Source organism: Streptomyces sp. GESEQ-4 (genome assembly GCF_017948455.1).
Classification (GTDB): Bacteria; Actinomycetota; Actinomycetes; order Streptomycetales; family Streptomycetaceae; genus Streptomyces.
The window spans coordinates 220998-236764 of record NZ_JAFFSU010000004.1 but is presented as its reverse complement, the minus strand read 5'-3'; the positions used below and the strand labels follow the sequence as shown (position 1 = coordinate 236764).

Annotated in this window: 16 protein-coding genes; 10 read left to right on the top strand and 6 right to left on the bottom strand. The window is 70.6% G+C overall.

Annotated elements, in window-relative coordinates:
* The first annotated feature begins 73 nt into the window (after positions 1–73).
* The 5 genes from KCH48_RS11230 to KCH48_RS11210 all read left to right on the top strand — a co-directional run bounded on the left by KCH48_RS11230 (position 74) and on the right by KCH48_RS11210 (position 5154).
* Complete coding sequence (locus KCH48_RS11230) at positions 74–1012, top strand: cellulose-binding protein (protein ID WP_210572646.1); 939 nt, start codon at positions 74–76, stop codon at positions 1010–1012.
* Positions 1013–1176: 164 nt separating this feature from the next.
* Positions 1177–2130 carry an ABC transporter ATP-binding protein gene (locus KCH48_RS11225; RefSeq protein ID WP_210572644.1) on the top strand — a complete coding sequence of 318 codons (954 nt, stop codon included), beginning with the start codon at positions 1177–1179 and terminating at the stop codon, positions 2128–2130.
* A gap of 2 nt (positions 2131–2132) precedes the next feature.
* Complete coding sequence (locus KCH48_RS11220; RefSeq protein WP_210572641.1) at positions 2133–2903, top strand: ABC transporter permease; 771 nt, start codon at positions 2133–2135, stop codon at positions 2901–2903.
* A 110-nt stretch (positions 2904–3013) separates the two neighbouring features.
* Positions 3014–4291: an ABC transporter ATP-binding protein gene (locus KCH48_RS11215; RefSeq protein WP_210572638.1), complete on the top strand. Its 1278-nt coding sequence runs from the start codon at positions 3014–3016 to the stop codon at positions 4289–4291.
* A complete protein-coding gene (locus tag KCH48_RS11210) occupies positions 4288–5154 on the top strand; it encodes an ABC transporter permease (RefSeq protein ID WP_210572635.1) in 867 nt (288 codons plus the stop codon). The genes KCH48_RS11215 and KCH48_RS11210 overlap by 4 nt, the downstream gene beginning before the upstream one ends.
* Before the next feature lie 21 nt (positions 5155–5175).
* On the opposite strand, the gene KCH48_RS11205 is transcribed toward KCH48_RS11210, so the two are convergent.
* Positions 5176–5508 carry an ATP/GTP-binding protein gene (locus KCH48_RS11205; protein ID WP_210572632.1) on the bottom strand — a complete coding sequence of 111 codons (333 nt, stop codon included), beginning with the start codon at positions 5506–5508 and terminating at the stop codon, positions 5176–5178.
* A gap of 278 nt (positions 5509–5786) precedes the next feature.
* Here KCH48_RS11205 and KCH48_RS11200 point away from each other — a divergent pair, with 278 nt between their 5' ends.
* Positions 5787–6815 carry an LLM class flavin-dependent oxidoreductase gene (locus KCH48_RS11200; RefSeq protein WP_210572630.1) on the top strand — a complete coding sequence of 343 codons (1029 nt, stop codon included), beginning with the start codon at positions 5787–5789 and terminating at the stop codon, positions 6813–6815.
* 84 nt (positions 6816–6899) lie between these two features.
* On the opposite strand, the gene KCH48_RS11195 is transcribed toward KCH48_RS11200, so the two are convergent.
* Positions 6900–7292, bottom strand: a complete 393-nt coding sequence (locus KCH48_RS11195; protein ID WP_210572627.1) for an SCO5389 family protein — start codon at positions 7290–7292, stop codon at positions 6900–6902.
* Positions 7293–7535: 243 nt separating this feature from the next.
* Here KCH48_RS11195 and nucS point away from each other — a divergent pair, with 243 nt between their 5' ends.
* A complete protein-coding gene (gene nucS / locus KCH48_RS11190) occupies positions 7536–8207 on the top strand; it encodes an endonuclease NucS (protein ID WP_210572626.1) in 672 nt (223 codons plus the stop codon).
* A gap of 85 nt (positions 8208–8292) precedes the next feature.
* Here the strand turns inward: nucS and KCH48_RS11185 are convergent, their stop codons facing one another.
* The 3 genes from KCH48_RS11185 to KCH48_RS11175 all read right to left on the bottom strand — a co-directional run bounded on the left by KCH48_RS11185 (position 8293) and on the right by KCH48_RS11175 (position 12329).
* Positions 8293–10746 carry an ATP-binding protein gene (locus KCH48_RS11185; RefSeq protein ID WP_210572624.1) on the bottom strand — a complete coding sequence of 818 codons (2454 nt, stop codon included), beginning with the start codon at positions 10744–10746 and terminating at the stop codon, positions 8293–8295.
* Between the two features lie 260 nt (positions 10747–11006).
* Complete coding sequence (locus KCH48_RS11180) at positions 11007–11330, bottom strand: STAS domain-containing protein (RefSeq protein ID WP_210572623.1); 324 nt, start codon at positions 11328–11330, stop codon at positions 11007–11009.
* A gap of 150 nt (positions 11331–11480) precedes the next feature.
* Entirely contained in the window at positions 11481–12329 is an 849-nt protein-coding gene (locus KCH48_RS11175; protein ID WP_210572621.1) for a 3-hydroxyacyl-CoA dehydrogenase family protein, read from the bottom strand.
* Positions 12330–12492: 163 nt separating this feature from the next.
* Between KCH48_RS11175 and KCH48_RS11170 the strand changes: the two genes are divergently transcribed.
* A complete protein-coding gene (locus KCH48_RS11170; protein ID WP_210572619.1) occupies positions 12493–13065 on the top strand; it encodes a cob(I)yrinic acid a,c-diamide adenosyltransferase in 573 nt (190 codons plus the stop codon).
* 45 nt (positions 13066–13110) lie between these two features.
* On the opposite strand, the gene KCH48_RS11160 is transcribed toward KCH48_RS11170, so the two are convergent.
* Complete coding sequence (locus tag KCH48_RS11160; protein WP_307840859.1) at positions 13111–13740, bottom strand: hypothetical protein; 630 nt, start codon at positions 13738–13740, stop codon at positions 13111–13113.
* 152 nt (positions 13741–13892) lie between these two features.
* On the opposite strand from KCH48_RS11160, the gene KCH48_RS11155 reads away from it, so the two are divergent.
* Together KCH48_RS11155 and KCH48_RS11150 are read left to right on the top strand one after the other, a co-directional pair.
* Entirely contained in the window at positions 13893–15089 is a 1197-nt protein-coding gene (locus KCH48_RS11155) for a sensor histidine kinase (protein ID WP_246885121.1), read from the top strand.
* Complete coding sequence (locus tag KCH48_RS11150; RefSeq protein ID WP_210572615.1) at positions 15086–15727, top strand: response regulator transcription factor; 642 nt, start codon at positions 15086–15088, stop codon at positions 15725–15727. The genes KCH48_RS11155 and KCH48_RS11150 overlap by 4 nt, the downstream gene beginning before the upstream one ends.
* Positions 15728–15767: the final 40 nt, after the last annotated feature.

Here is a 15767-nt window from a genome sequence, read left to right as displayed (position 1 = left end):
CGCTCGATGACACACCGCTTCGGCCCCTAGGATTCCACCTATCACCTCACCGGTCTCTTTCGACAGGAACCCCATGAGCGACACTTCCCCCTACGGCTTCGAGCTTGTGCGGCGTGGGTACGACCGCGCTCAGGTGGACGAACGGATCTCCAAGCTCGTCTCCGACCGTGACAGCGCTCTCGCCCGCATCACCGCTCTGGAAAAGCGCATCGAGGAGCTCCACCTCGAAACGCAGAACGCCCAGGCTCAGGTGAACGACGCCGAGCCGTCGTACGCCGGCCTCGGCGCGCGAGTCGAGAAGATCCTTCGCCTCGCCGAGGAAGAGGCCAAGGATCTGCGCGAGGAGGCCCGCCGCGCAGCCGAACAGCACCGCGAACTCGCCGAGTCGTCGGCTCAGCAGGTCCGCAACGACGCAGAATCGTTCGCTGCGGAGCGCAAGGCCAAGGCGGAGGACGAAGGCGTCCGGATCGTCGAGAAGGCCAAGAGTGACTCCGCCCAGCTGCGTGCCGAGGCGCAGAAGGACGCGCAGTCCAAGCGCGAGGAGGCGGACGCCCTCTTCGAGGAGACCCGCGCCAAGGCCGCGCAGGCCGCCGCCGACTTCGAGACGAACCTCGCCAAGCGCCGCGAGCAGTCCGAGCGCGACCTGGCGTCCCGTCAGGCCAAGGCCGAGAAGCGCCTCGCCGAGATCGAGCACCGCGCGGAGCAGCTGCGTCTGGAGGCGGAGAAGCTGCGCACGGACGCCGAGCGCCGCGCCCGCCAGACGGTGGAGACGGCTCAGCGCCAGGCCGAGGACATCGTGGCCGACGCCAACGCCAAGGCCGACCGCATCCGTTCGGAATCCGAGCGCGAGCTGGCCGCCCTCACCAACCGTCGCGACAGCATCAACGCCCAGCTGACGAACGTCCGCGAGATGCTGGCGACCCTCACCGGTGCCGCGGTCGCCGCGACCGGTGCGCCCGCCGCCGAGGACGAGCCGATCTCCCGCGGGGTGCCGGCTCAGCAGACCCGGTGAGCGAGTGAGTTAGTCGGCCGAGGCCCGCATCCCCAGGGCAGGGGGTGCGGGCCTTTGTCACATCCGCATCGTGGGTGACGGCTTTGGCGATTGTTGCCATATCCGTCGGCCTCGGTTTGCCAGTCCGGGTGGCATCCGCCGAACGCCCGATTTAGCGTTGCCGCATGATTGAGCTCGAGGGGCTGACCAAGCGGTACGGCGAGAAGGTGGCGGTCAACAACCTCTCCTTCACCGTCAGACCAGGAATCGTCACGGGGTTCCTCGGGCCGAACGGTGCGGGCAAGTCCACCACCATGCGGATGATTCTCGGGCTCGACCACCCCACCGCCGGGGACGTCCGCATCGACGGCAAGCACTACGACCAGCTGAAGGACCCGCTGACGTACATCGGCGCCCTGCTGGAGGCCAAGGCCTGGCACGGCGGGCGCAGCGCCTACAACCACCTGCTGTGCCTCGCGCAGAGCAACGGCATTCCGAGCAGCCGGGTGCGGGAGGTGCTGGAGACGGTCGGACTCACGGCGGTCGCGCGGAAGAAGACCAAGGGCTTCTCGATGGGCATGGGCCAGCGGCTCGGCATCGCGGGCGCGCTCCTCGGCGACCCGCGGATCCTGATGTTCGACGAGCCGGTCAACGGGCTCGACCCGGAGGGCATCCACTGGATCCGCAACTTCATGAAGTCGCTGGCCGCGCAGGGCCGTACGGTCTTCGTCTCCTCGCACCTGATGAGCGAGATGGCGCTGACCGCCGACCACCTCGTCGTCATCGGCCAGGGCCGGCTGCTCGCCGACACCACCATGGCCGACTTCATCGCGCGCAACTCGCGGTCGTACGTCCGGATCCGCACCCCGCAGCGCGAGCGGCTGCTCGATGTGCTGCACGGAGCCGGGGTCACCGTCGTGGAGACCGGCAACGGAACCCTCGAGGTGGACGGCAGCAAGTCCGAGCAGATCGGCGAGCTGGCCGCGCAGCACCAGATCGTGCTGCATGAACTGAGCCCGCAGCAGGCCTCGCTGGAGGAGGCCTTCATGCAGCTGACCGCCGAATCGGTGGAATACCACGCCCACTCCGAAGCCCCCCGGCAAGAACCGTGGGGCAACGGCTGGAACAGGGAGGCCTGAGCATGGCGGCGACCCAGGTCATCCGCTCCGAGTGGACGAAGATCCGCTCCGTCGCGTCCACCGTCTGGACGCTCTCCCTCGCCGTGGTGGTCACCATCGGCCTCGGCATCCTGATCTCGGCCCTGTCGAAGAGCGAGTTCGACAACATGGACCGGCAGGACCAGCTCTCCTTCGACCCGACCTTCATCAGCTTCGCGGGCATGAGCCTCGGTCAGCTGGCGATGATCGTGTTCGGTGTGCTCGTCGTCTCGAACGAGTACAGCACCGGCATGATCCGCAGCTCGCTGGCCGCGGTGCCGCAGCGCGGCACCTTCCTGGTCAGCAAGATCGCGGTCGCCACCGGCCTCTGCCTGGCCGTCGGCCTCGTCACCAGCTTCGTCACGTTCTTCCTGGGCCAGGCGATGCTCGGCGACCTCAAGGCCTCCATCGGCGACCCGGGCGTGCTGCGCGCGGTCATCGGCGGCGGGGTCTACATGACCCTCATCGCGATGTTCTCGATGGGCGTCGCCGCGATGCTGCGCTCACCGATGCTGTCGCTGGGCATCCTGATGCCGTTCTTCTTCCTGATCTCCAACATCCTCGGCAATGTCTCGGCGACGAAGAAGATCGGCCAGTACCTGCCCGACCAGGCTGGCAGCAAGATCATGCAGGTGGTCACACCGGTCGACGACGACGCCCCGTACGGCCCCTGGGGCGGGCTCGCGATCATGGCCCTGTGGGTGGTCGTGGCGCTTGTGGGCGGTTATGTACTGCTGAAGAAACGGGACGCCTGAACCTTACGGTTTTGCTTCATCTTGAAGGGAACCGTCAGTACCCGGATATCCTCCTAACCCTTACGGGGGGCGTGTGCCCCGCTGTCCTGAACCTTTGATGGGTGCGGAGCATGATCGAGGCAGTCGGCCTGACCAAGCGCTACGGCGACAAGACCGCTGTGTACAACCTTTCCTTCCAGGTGCGGCCCGGGGCCGTCACCGGCTTCCTCGGGCCGAACGGCTCGGGCAAGTCGACGACGATGCGGATGATCCTGGGCCTGGACAACCCCACCTCGGGGCAGGTGACGATCGGCGGCTACCCCTATCGCAGGCTGCCCAACGCCCCCCGCCAGGTCGGCGCGCTGCTCGACGCCAAGGCCGTGCACGGCGGCCGGGCCGCCCGCAACCACCTGCTCTGCCTCGCCCAGCTGTCCGGCATCCCGGCCCGCCGCGTGGACGAGGTGCTCGGCGTGGTCGGCCTGCAGGACGTGGCCAGGAAGCGCTCCAAGGACTTCTCCCTCGGCATGGGCCAGCGCCTCGGCATCGCCGCCGCGCTGCTCGGCGACCCCCAGGTGCTGCTGTTCGACGAGCCGGTCAACGGCCTCGACCCCGAGGGCATCCTCTGGGTGCGCAACCTGATGAAGGCGCTCGCGGCGGAGGGCCGTACGGTCTTCGTCTCCTCGCACCTGATGAGCGAGATGGCGGTGACCGCCGACCACCTCATCGTGATCGGCCGCGGGCAGCTGCTCGCCGACATGCGCATCACGGACTTCATCTCGGCGAACTCCGCCGACTTCGCGCGCGTGCGCACGCCCGACACCGAGCCGCAGCTGCGCGAGAAGCTGACCACCGCGATCACCGAGGCGGGCGGGCACGTCCTGCCCGAGCAGGACGGCGCGCTGCGGGTGACCGGGCTGCCGCTGCCCCGCATCAGCGACATCGCGCACGAGTCGGACGTACGCCTGTGGGAGCTGTCGCCGCACCAGGCCTCGCTGGAGGAGGCGTACATGCGGATGACGCAGGGCGCCGTCGACTACCGCTCGACGGTCGACCAGAAGGAGGGGCTGATGCAGCCCCTGCCGCCCGGCACGCAGCCGCCGATGCCGGTGCCGGGCCAGGGCCAGCCCGGCTGGTACGCTCCGCCGCCGCCCCAGCAGGGCGGGCAGCCGTTCGCCCCGCCGACCGCGCAGGGACAGGGACAGGGCCTGTACGGCGCTCCTGCCGCGCCCGGAGCCGCCCCCGGCGCGGGACAGCCCAACCCGTACGCCCAGCCCGCGCCGCCGGCTCAGCAGCCCGCGCCTGCCCAGTCGGCGCCCGCACCCCAGCAGCCCGCTGCCGCGCCCGCCCAGCCCCCCGCCGCCCCCGCGCAGCCCGCCGCCGCCCCGACCAAGCCCGAGGACGCCCGATGAGCACGCCCCAGCCCCCGACGCAGCAGGCCGCGCCCGCGTGGCAGGCTGCCCCCGGTTCGCCGTACCCGACCTACACCTCGCCGATCCCCGTCGTCCGGACGCACCTCGGGCACGCCCTCGCCTCGGAGTGGACCAAGATCCGGTCGGTGCGCTCCACGATGTGGACGCTGGGCGTGTTCGTGCTGCTCGTCGTCGGCATCGGGCTGGCGGCCGGCGCACTGGTCGCCAACGCGGCCGACAGCGGCCTGGGCGACGAGAACCCGCTGGCCCTGGGCTTCTTCGGAGTGCTCCTCGGCGTCATGTGCATCATCACCCTCGGTGTGCTGACCACGGCCTCGGAGTACGGCACGGGCATGATCCGTACGACGATGACCGCGTGCCCCTCGCGCGGGCGGGTCATGGCGGCGAAGGCGATCGTGTTCTTCACGGTGGCGTTCGTGGTGTCGCTGGTGGCGACCACGTTCGTGGCCGTCGCCCAGGTGGGCATGGTGACCGACGCGCGGGATCCGTCCAGCGCAGAATGGCTGAAGGGCACGCTCGGTGTGTCCCTCTACATCGCGCTGCTCGGACTGCTCTCGCTCATCATCGGCTCGATCATCCGGCACTCGGCGGGCGCCATCACCATCATGATCGGCCTCGTCCTGGCCCCGCTGGTCATCGCGCTGTTCATGTTCTCGCAGTCGCTGCGGGATCTGCAGGAAGCCCTGTTCGAGTACTCGATCCCGAACCAGCTCAGCGTCTTCTACTCCAACTCCCTCACCGACACCGGCCCCTCCGGCTGGGACCCGCTGTGGATCGTCCTCGGCGTGACGGCCGCGGCCTTCGTCGGCGCCTACGCCTTGCTGGAGAAGCGGGACGTCTGAGGGCTCCGTCAAACTGCCCCGTCAGAACTTCGGTGCGTTCCTGGACCGCTGCACCCGTGTGGTGCGGCGGTCCTTCGCGTTCCAGCAGGCCTTGTGCCAGTGGCGCCGTTCGTCGACGCCCGAGTGGTCCGGCCAGGCGACGACGTGCGGGACGCCGGAGGGGATCAGCTGGTCGCAGCCGGGGCAGCGGTACATCTTGCCCTGCGCACTGGCCCCGGCCACGTGCCGCACGTTCCACTCCTCGCCCCGCCAGCTCTCCCTCGACTCCCAGCCGCCGTACCGGCCCGGCCGGTCGTCCTCGGCGCTCCGGCCGGACGACTCACTGCCCTTGGGTCGGTTGCGACGCGGGGACACGGAACACCTCACGGGGCTATACAGGAAGCACGGGCCGGAAAACAGCCTACGCGGCGCAGTCAGGGGTACGCGTAGAGCACCAATCATCGCAAGTCCCCCTTCAGGCCCGTCCCTTCCCGATCCCCTATCGACCCCTCCTCGACTTGTCCTCGACCCGTTTCTTGATCGATTCTCCAGACAATCCGCAAATCTCTTCGCCAGGCCGTGTCCTCGGCACGTGTCAGACGGTTATGCCCGGTGGGGGAGCTCCGTGTCGGAGCCAAGGAAGCAGGAAAGCAATGCGCGTAGGAAGTTTCGTGTTGGCGGCCCAGTTCCCGGGCCAGGGCCAGGGGGAGGCGCTGCACCGCGCGGTCCGCTCGGCCGAGGTGGCGGAGGAGGCGGGGCTCGACGCCGTATGGCTCGCCGAGCACCACTTCGTGCCGTACGGCACCTGCCCCTCGGCGATCACGCTGGCCGCGTTACTGCTCGGCCGCACCAGGCGCCTGAGGGTCGGTACGGCGGTCAGCGTGCTGCCCACCGTCCACCCCGTCGCCCTCGGCGAGCAGGCCGCGCTGCTGCACATGACGAGCGGCGGGCGCTTCTCGCTGGGCGTCGGACGCGGCGGACCCTGGGTCGACCTGGAGGTGTTCGGCTCGGGCCTTGAGGCGTACGAGAAGGCGTACCCGGAATCACTCGATCTGCTGCTGCGCTGGCTCAGCGAACCCTCGGTGGGGGCGGACGGGGACCGCTTCGCCTTCCGTGAAGTGGCCGTCGTACCCAGGCCGTCGGAGTCCCTGACCGGCGCCCCGGGCCCTGAGGTCGTCCTCGCGTGCACCTCACCGGCGAGCGTGCGGCTGGCCGCCGAGCGCGGGCTGCCGATGCTGCTCGGGATGCATGTCGGGGACGAGGAGAAGGCCGAGATGATCGCCCTGTGGCGAGGGCACGCGCGCGCGTGCGGAAGGCCGGCGGACGAGATCCTCGGCGCGGCCCATGTCTCCGCCGGCATCTGCCAGATCGCCGACCGGCGCACCGAAGCGGTGGAGACGCTGCTGAAGGCGATGCCGGGCTGGCTGAAGCAGGGCCTGGACGCCCATGTCACGGTCGACGGCCGGGCGCGGCAGATGCGCGACCCGCTGGCCTACACCGAACTCCTCTGCGGACTGCACCCGGTGGGCACCCCGCGGCTGTGCGCCGACCGCCTCGCGGCGACCAGCGAGCGGACCGGTATCAACCGCTTCGCGCTGCTCGTCGAAGGCTCGGGCGACCTCGCGGCCACCGAGGAGAACGTCCGCCGGCTCGGCGCCGAAGTGCTCCCGCACCTCGGGTGAACGGGCCTGCCCGGCGGGGAGCTTGCCGCTCCAGTACTGAATGCACCTCCCGCGTACGGAGCGGCAAGCAAAGCGGCTCGCTCCTCAGCAGTCCCGGAACTCCGGCGACTGATTGAGCAGCTGACTGCGGACCGAGGTGAAGCGGGCCAGCTTCTCGTCGACCGAGGAGTCCAGCGGGAACACCGCCACCCGGTGGCAGTTCTGGAAGGCCAGCCGGACGCCGAAGTGCCGTTGCAGCGCGCCGCGGATCGCGTCACTGGCAAGCGCACGCAGCAGCTGGCCGCGTGCCTGCTCGTCCGGCGGGGGCGTCTGGTTGTCGGCGAACGCACCGCCGTCCACCTTCAGCTGGGCCACCAGGGAGCTGATCATCTCCCACGCGTAGGGCAGGGAGGTCCGGACGCAGTCGACGAATTCTGCTTCGTCGACCTCGCCTCGCTCGGCCTGTTCGAGTAGGGCCGGTGAGACGTCGAGCGACATGGGTTCTCCTCTCGCACCCCCGGATCACAGGGGTTGCCGGACAGGGCAGGGAGTTCGCGATACAGAACACGCTGAGTACACACACCGCGACCTCCCGTTTATACGGTAAGCAACGTACGGTGACGGCACCAGCAGATTGCGTACATGCAGCGGTCTCAATAGGCCCACAATCGGCCACAAACGAACAGGGGGTTACCTGGGCGAATCGCGTGCACAGGGGGCCGTCGAGTAGCGTTGCCGACCATGCGTCTCGTCATTGCCCGGTGCTCCGTCGACTACGCGGGCCGGCTCACCGCTCATCTCCCCTCGGCGCCCCGCCTGATCCTGGTGAAGGCGGACGGCAGCGTCTCGATTCACGCGGACGACCGGGCCTACAAGCCTCTGAACTGGATGTCGCCGCCCTGCACCCTGAAAGAGGGCGAGGGCGACGACGAAGGCGTCTGGACCGTCATCAACAAGGCGGGCGAGAAGCTCATCATCACCATGGAGGAGGTCCTGCACGACTCCTCGCACGAACTGGGCGTGGATCCCGGCCTGATCAAGGACGGCGTGGAAGCACACCTCCAGGAACTGCTCGCCGACCGCATCGACACCCTCGGCGAGGGCTACACCCTGATCCGCCGCGAGTACATGACGGCCATCGGCCCCGTCGACATCCTCTGCCGCGACGCCGACGGCCAGACCGTCGCGGTCGAGATCAAGCGGCGCGGCGAGATCGACGGCGTGGAACAGCTCACCCGCTACCTGGAACTCCTCAACCGCGACCCCCATCTCGCCCCGGTCCGCGGCATCTTCGCCGCCCAGGAGATCAAGCCCCAGGCCCGCGTCCTCGCCACCGACCGCGGCATCGGCTGCCAGGTCCTGGACTACGACGCGATGCGGGGCATCGAGGACGACAAGCTGCGGCTGTTCTGAGGGTTCTGAGGGTTCCGAGTTTTCTACGACGACGAGGGCCGGGTCCGTGTGAAACGGACCCGGCCCTTGTGTGCTGCGCGGGACTTCAGATGCCGTCGACCGAACTGCTGGGGCTGCCGGCCTCGCTGGTGGTCTCGGCGGGGGCGCTGGAACTGGCGGTGGTGGAGTTGGACGGGGGCGGCGTCACGGACGGGGTCGGAGTCGGGCTGGGAGACGTCGGAGTCGGCGTCGGAGTCGGGGTCGGCGTGGGCTTCGGCGACGTTGGCTTTGAAGTGGGCGTGTTGGACGGCGTCTTCGTCGGCGACGGCGACGTGTTGCCCCCATCTCCCGGCTTCTTCGTCCCGCTCGGGTCGTCCGAAGGCTCGCCCGTGGCCGTCTCCGTCGGCGTCGGTTCGGTCGGGCCGCTGGTCGCCGCGCCGACGTCACCGGAGTCGTCGTTGTCGTCACCCTTGTCCGCCTCGTCGGCGCCGAGGCTGTCGTCGCCGACGCCCTGGCTGACGGACGGGTCGGGGCCGACCTCGTTGGACGGGGTGGTCGGGTCGTTGTCGGACGTGGCGCCGAGGGTCACGACCGTGCCGAGGACGGCCGCGAGGAGGACGCCCGCGCCGACGGCCACGAAGTTGCGCCGGGCGAGGCCACGGAGGCCGCCGCGGCCCTTGTGCGCCGCCGGGCCGGATGGGGAGCGGTGGGTGACGAGGGTCGCGGGCTCGGAGGCGGGCGGCTGGAGCGGCGGGAACGCCGCCGGGGTGCCGCCGGGCGGTGACTGCGACTCTTCGTAGCGGGCGTCCGGCACCTCCTCCCCGGCCATGGCGGTGACACCGATCGGCGTGCCGGAGCGGTCCGCGACCAGGGCGAGTGCGCGGCGTCCCGCGACGGTGCCGCGCTTGTCGGCGACCGCTCCGCGCAGGCCGATGGAGGCCTCCAGCTCGGCGCGGGCCCGGTCGAGCTGTCCCGCGCAGAGCGCGAGGATGCCCAACTCGTGGTGGAAGTAGGCCTCTTCGGACACCTCGCCGGTGAGCCGGGAGGCCTCGGAGCCGTAGCGCAGGGCCCGCTCCCAGGCGCTCCAGTGCAGGCCCGCGGCGAACGCGGGCGCGGCCGTGCGGGCCAGCTGCACGGTGACGCTCTCCTCCCCCTCCGCCGGGGGCGTGGTCACCGGCGCGAGGACGCCGAGAGCGGCGAGCACGGCGTCCGCCTCGGCGCACACCCGCTCCGGGGTGACCGAGGGATGTCCGGCCCACCAGGCGTAGTGCTGGGCGGCGGTGAGGGCACGGGCCGGTACGTCGTCGCCGTAGCCGACGGCCTCCAGCTGGGTCTGCACCCCGGCGGCCAGCCGGTAGCGGGAGCCGACCGGGGAGACCAGGGCGCAGCTCAGCAGCTCGCCGAGGGCGGCGTCCGCGTGGGTGTCGCCGACGAGGGCGGGCAGATGCGCCTGGTGCGGCACCTCGCCGCCGAGCGCGACGGCGAACCGCAGGGTGGCCCGCGCCGACTCGCTCAGCCGGGAGGCGAGCAGCGCGGCAGGCGCGGCTCCCTCGGCGAGCGACGGCAGGGGTACGTCGTGACCGTCGCCGGCCTCGAAGGGCGCGTCGACCGGGGCGTCCTGGAAGACGCCGAACTCGTCGAAGGCCTCGGCGCCGGCGCGCAGCCCGTCGCGCTGGCGCAGCAGGGCACCGGCCTGGACGAAGCGCAGCGGCAGCCCCTCGGACTCGAACCAGAGGTCGCCGGCCCAGTTCGCCTCGTCCTCGGTGAGGACGCGGCCGACGGCCTGCTCGAGCAGTTCCACCCCGCCCGCGCGGTCGAGGCCGCTGAGGAAGACCTCTTCGACGGCCGAGTCGGCGGACGGCGCGGGCACGTCCGGGGTGGCGCCGATCAGGAAGGCGCACTCCGGGGTCGCGTCCAGCAGTTCGTCGAGCGCGGCGCCGCCGAACTCGATGTCGTCCAGGACGACGACCGCGCCGACCTCCCGGAGCAGTTCGCGCAGTTCGTCCCGGTCGGGGCGGTGCAGCGGCGCGTTGTGGACGGCGTAGAAGAGGTCGTGGAGGAGGTCGTTCGACGTGCGGTGGTTGCCGTTGAGGCGGACGACGCCGTCGGGGGCGAGGTCCGCGCAGTCCTCGGCGACCACGTCGAGGAGGGCGGTGCGGCCGGAGCCGGCGGCGCCGGTGAGCCGTACGGAGCGGCCGCGGGCGAGCAGCCGTACGAGCCGCTCGCGTTCCTCCTGGCGGGCCAGCAGCGGCAGTGCGGGCCGGCTGGGACCGGGTGGTACGGGCGGTTTGGCCGCGCGGTCCACCTCGGCGCGCTCGGCCGCGGTGAACTTCGCGGGCCGCCTGGGCCGCTCGCCCGGCGGGCAGGCCTCGATCTCGCTGCCGTCGACAGGATTGACGGTGAGCAGGAAGTCGCCCGACACGAGTTGCACGGTGCGGGCGAGAGCGGGTGAGTGCTGTCCGAAGTCCGGTGAGAGGGATTCCCTGGGCTGGCGCGGGGGCGGCGTGTCACCGTCGCCGTCGCGGCCGTACTCCTCGGGTCCCCGGTTGTTCGAGTCCATAGGTTCCAAGCCCCCCAAAAGCGTCGTGTGCCGGCACCGGCCCCTCCCGGCCTGTTGCACACCGCGCTGTATCGCTTCTGGTCCGGGCCCGCTCGAAGGGATGACTGGGAGCGGGCGACCGAACCCTAAACCTTCGCACAGTATCTACGACAGTCCGGGGTGCCGCGCGGTCCGGGACGTCGCGGTCTCGTGAGGATTGTGCGCGCCGTACGTGTCACATCCGCAACGTCCGACCCACCGCGTACCACTGGCGCCGGGTCTCACACGCGGGGCAGCGACTCCACCCCGATGCCGCCCTCGATCGCCAGGATCCGGTGCAGCCGGGTCGCCACCAGCAGGCGCTGCATCTGCGGCGGTACGTCGCGCAGCACCAGGCGCCGGCCGCAGCGGCCGGCCCGTCGGTGGGCCCCCATGATCACACCGAGTCCGGTGGCGTCCCAGGAGTCCAGCTCGGACAGGTCCAGTACCAGATCGCCGGCTCCGTCGTCGACGGCCGAGTGCAGGACCGTACGGGCGTCCGCCGCGCTGCGGACGTCGAGGCGGCCCCCGACGACCAGCTCGGCGTGGTCGCCCCTGATGAACATATGCGCTCCCCGTGGTGCGTCTGTTGTCTCCGCGTGGTGATGCCCGGTGATGCAACCTCTGACTGTGAGAAGCGGTCCGAGGTTGCCATCTGTAAGCGAACCGATACCGAATTCACCCCACGGAGTGATGCTCCAGGGGCATGTGCGGTTTCAGTGCTTGTAGAACCCCTGCCCGCTCTTGCGCCCGATGTCACCGGCGTCAACCATCCGGCGCATCAGCTCGGGCGGAGCGAACTTCTCGTCCTGGGACTCGGTGTAGATGTTGCCGGTGGCGTGCAGCAGGATGTCGACGCCCGTCAGGTCGGCGGTGGCCAGCGGTCCCATCGCGTGGCCGAAGCCGAGCTTGCAGGCGAGGTCGATGTCCTCGGCGGTCGCGACGCCCGACTCGTACAACTTCGCGGCCTCGACGACGAGGGCGGAGATCAGACGGGTGGTCACGAACCCGGCGACGTCCCGGTTGACGACGATGCAGGTCTTGCCGACCGACTCGGCGAACTCCCGTGCGGTGGCGAGGGTTTCGTCGCTCGTCTTGTATCCGCGGACCAGCTCGCACAGCTGCATCATCGGCACCGGCGAGAAGAAGTGCGTACCGACGACCCGCTCCGGGCGCTCCGTCACGGCCGCGATCTTGGTGATCGGGATGGCGGAGGTGTTGGAGGCGAGGACGGCGTCGTCCTTCACCAGCTTGTCGAGCGCACGGAAGATCTCGTGCTTGACTTCCAGCTTCTCGAAGACGGCCTCGACGACGATGTCGGCGTCCGCGGCGGCGTCCAGTTCGGTCGTCGCGGTGATCCGGGCGAGGGCGGCGTCGGCGTCGTGCGCCTCCAGCTTGCCCTTGCTCACGAACTTGTCGTACGACGCCTTGATCCCGTCGGTGCCCCGCTTCAGCGCCTCATCGGTGACGTCGCGCAGAACGACGTCCCAGCCCGCCTGCGCGGAGACCTGGGCGATGCCGGAACCCATCAAGCCGGCGCCGATGACGGCGAGCTTCCGTGCCACTGTGCGACTCCCCTTTGAATACTCACAGCCTCTTTATTTATGCCTCTCGGGCGGACCCTAGCGGCAGTGAGGGCGCTGTGTGATCGGTTAGTAACGCGCGTCACGTGTCTCCTGACGCACATCACACCGTGGAGGACCGCCGACTTGTAACTACGCTGGCCATATGGTCAATCTGACGCGCATTTACACCAGGACCGGCGACCAGGGCACCACCGCCCTCGGGGACATGAGCCGGGTGCCCAAGACGGATCTGCGGATCTCCGCGTACGCCGACGCCAACGAGGCGAACGCGGTGATCGGGACGGCGATCGCGCTGGGCGGGCTGGACGAGGAGATCGTCAAGGTCCTCACCCGCGTGCAGAACGACCTGTTCGACGTGGGGGCGGACCTGTCGACGCCGGTGGTGGAGAAGCCGGAGTTCCCGCCGCTCAGGGTCGAGCAGTTCTACATCGACAAGCTGGAGGCGGACTGCGACCGCTTCAACGAGCGGCTGGAGAAGCTGCGCTCCTTCATCCTCCCCGGCGGCACCCCGGGCGCGGCCCTGCTCCACCAGGCCTGCACGGTCGTACGGCGGGCGGAGCGGTCGACGTGGGCCGCGCTGGAGGTGCACGGGGAGGTCATGAACCCGCTGACCGCGACCTACCTCAACCGGCTATCGGACCTGCTCTTCATCCTTGCGCGGACGGCGAACACGGGCGCGGGAGACGTCTTGTGGGTCCCCGGCGGCGAACGCTGAGGAAACGCCCACCGGCCGGGGGTCCGGCCCGCCGCGCAGCGGCAATCAGTTGGAGTGTCCCCCGGGAGATGCAGCATCCTTGCGCGGACGGCCAACAAGGGCGTCGGGGACGTGCTGTGGGTCCCGGGTGGGGAGCGCTGACGCCGGTTCCTTCCGGGGCCAGACCGTGTAGGAGAGGGCGATCAGGCCGTAGATGCCGATCGTGCGAACCGCCACCCACTGGAAGGAGCGCAGGGAGCTGACGTCTCCGGAGTCGCCGACGTACCAGACGGCGAGTTGGAGGAGCGCGAGGGCCACCGCGCCGCCGAACACCGCTCGCAGCCACAGCTTCGCCTCGTGCCGGGCGCGGGCGCGGCCGTAGCGCGGCGGCTTCGGCGGAGGCGGGCCGCCGCCCAGGCGATGGGCGGCGTGGCCGTCGAGCCAGCGGATCGTGTAGTGGCCGAACGCGACGGTGTAGCCGATGTAGAGCGCGGCCAGGCCGTGTTCCCAGCCGGGCTCGGCGCCGTTCTTCAGATCGATCGCCGTCGCGACGAACAGGACCAGCTCGAGCACGGGCTCGCACAGCAGCAGCACCACGCTCGTACGGCGCCACTTCAGCAGATAGCGGACGGCCAGGCCCAGGGCGAGGAGCACCCAGAACCCCACCTCACAGGCGATGATCAACGCGACGATCACGGCTCACTCCCTTCGGTCACCCTTCAAGGCTCCCGGCGGGCCGGGGCCGATTCGTCGTCGCCGGTGACGAACTCCCGGTACATCGAAAGATGCAGTCCCGGACCGTTCCCGGGCATCAGGCGCCAGAGCGCGGCGCCGTGTTGGATGGAGTCATGGCCGCCCCGCTCCCCCGCCCGCACCCGGACGACGTGCGCATCGCCTGCGCCGGTCTGCTCGGCGGGCTGCTGCTCTGGGGCGTGGGCCTCGGCGTCCGGGGGCCCAGGGATCCGATCATCCTCTGGGACGGACGCTGGCCCATCCTGCTGCCGCTCGTCGTGATGGCGGCCTGCGAGCTGCTGCGCCGCACCTGTCCGCGTACGGGCCTCCTCATCGGCGTCGCCGCGCTCACCGTCGACACCATCACCCAGGGCAACCTGGTCACCTGGGTGATGTTCACGGACCTGGTCTACGCGGCCGTCCTGTACAGCCCACCCGCCGCCGCCCGCCGGGTGCTGTGGATCACCGGGGTGATGACGGTGGTCGGGACGTTGGTGTCCCTCGCCACCTGGCGCAAGCCCGAGGCGCTGCTGGTCGGCGTGGTCATCGGACTGGTGGCGTTCACCCCCGCGGCCACCGGCTGGATCGTCCGCAACCACCGCGACGCCGCCGAGGCCGCCCGGCTGCGCGCCGAGCAGACCGCGCTGCTCGCCGAGATGGACCGCACCCAGGCGGTCACCGCCGAGCGCGCCCGGATGGCCCGCGAGCTGCACGACATGGTCGCCAACCATCTCTCCGCGATCGCCATCCACTCCACCGCCGCGCTCTCCCTGGACGACCCGAAGACCACCCAGGACGCCCTGGCCGTCATCCGCGAGAACAGCGTCGAGGGACTCGCCGAGATGCGGCGGCTGATCGGCATCCTGCGCGACGACAGCGGCGACCTGGAACCCACCGCGGCCCCGACGCTCGACGGGCTCGGCGCGCTGGTCGAGGGCGCCCGCGCCAACGGCCTCGACGTCGGCCTCGACACCGAGCACGCCGACTCCCTCCCCGCCCCGGTGGAGCTGGCGGCGTACCGCATCGTCCAGGAGTGCCTGACCAACGCCCTCAAGCACGCGGGCCCCGGCCGGGTCACGGTCACGCTGAGGCAGCGGGACGGCTCGCTGGCCATCGCCGCGATCAGCCCGTACGGCCGTCAGGACGGCCCTCGTGCCCCCGGCTCCGGCGCCGGACTCGTCGGCATGCGGGAGCGGACGGCCCTGCTGGGCGGCACGTTCGAGGCGGGCCCCGAGGACTCCGTGGACGGCAAGATCTGGGCCGTACGCGTCACCCTCCCCGTCACCGACCATCCGCAAGGAGACCCCGAATGATCCGTGTGCTCGTCGCCGAGGACCAGTCCGCCGTGCGCGCCGGTCTCGTCCTCATCCTGCGCAGCGCGTCCGACATCGAGGTGGTCGGCGAGGCGGCGGACGGCGAGCAGGCGGTGGCGCGGGCCCGTGAGCTGCGGCCGGACCTGGTACTGATGGACGTTCAGATGCCGCGCCTGGACGGGGTGTCGGCGACCCGGCAGGTCGTGGCGGAGGGGCTGGCGGATGTGCTGGTCCTGACCACCTTCGACCTCGACGAGTATGCCTTCGGGGCGCTGCGGGCGGGCGCGTCCGGCTTCCTGCTCAAGAACACCGACGCCAAGGATCTGCTGGACGCGGTACGGACGGTGGCGCGCGGCGAGGGCATCGTCGCCCCGGCCGTCACCCGGCGCCTGATCGCCGAGTTCGCCGCCCGCCCCGCACGGGAACCGAAGCCCGAACCGGCGGCGCTGGACACCCTCACCCGGCGCGAGCGCGAGGTGCTGTCCTGTCTCGGCGAGGGACTGTCGAACGCCGAGATCGCCGACCGCCTCGACATGGCGGAGGCGACCGTGAAGACGCACGTCAGCAGGTTGCTGGGGAAGCTGGAGCTGCGCAGCCGGGTGCAAGCGGCGGTGCTGGCACAGGAGTTGGGGATCTAGCGGAACGGGGCCGCCGCGCAGGAGCCGATCAAGAGCCGCT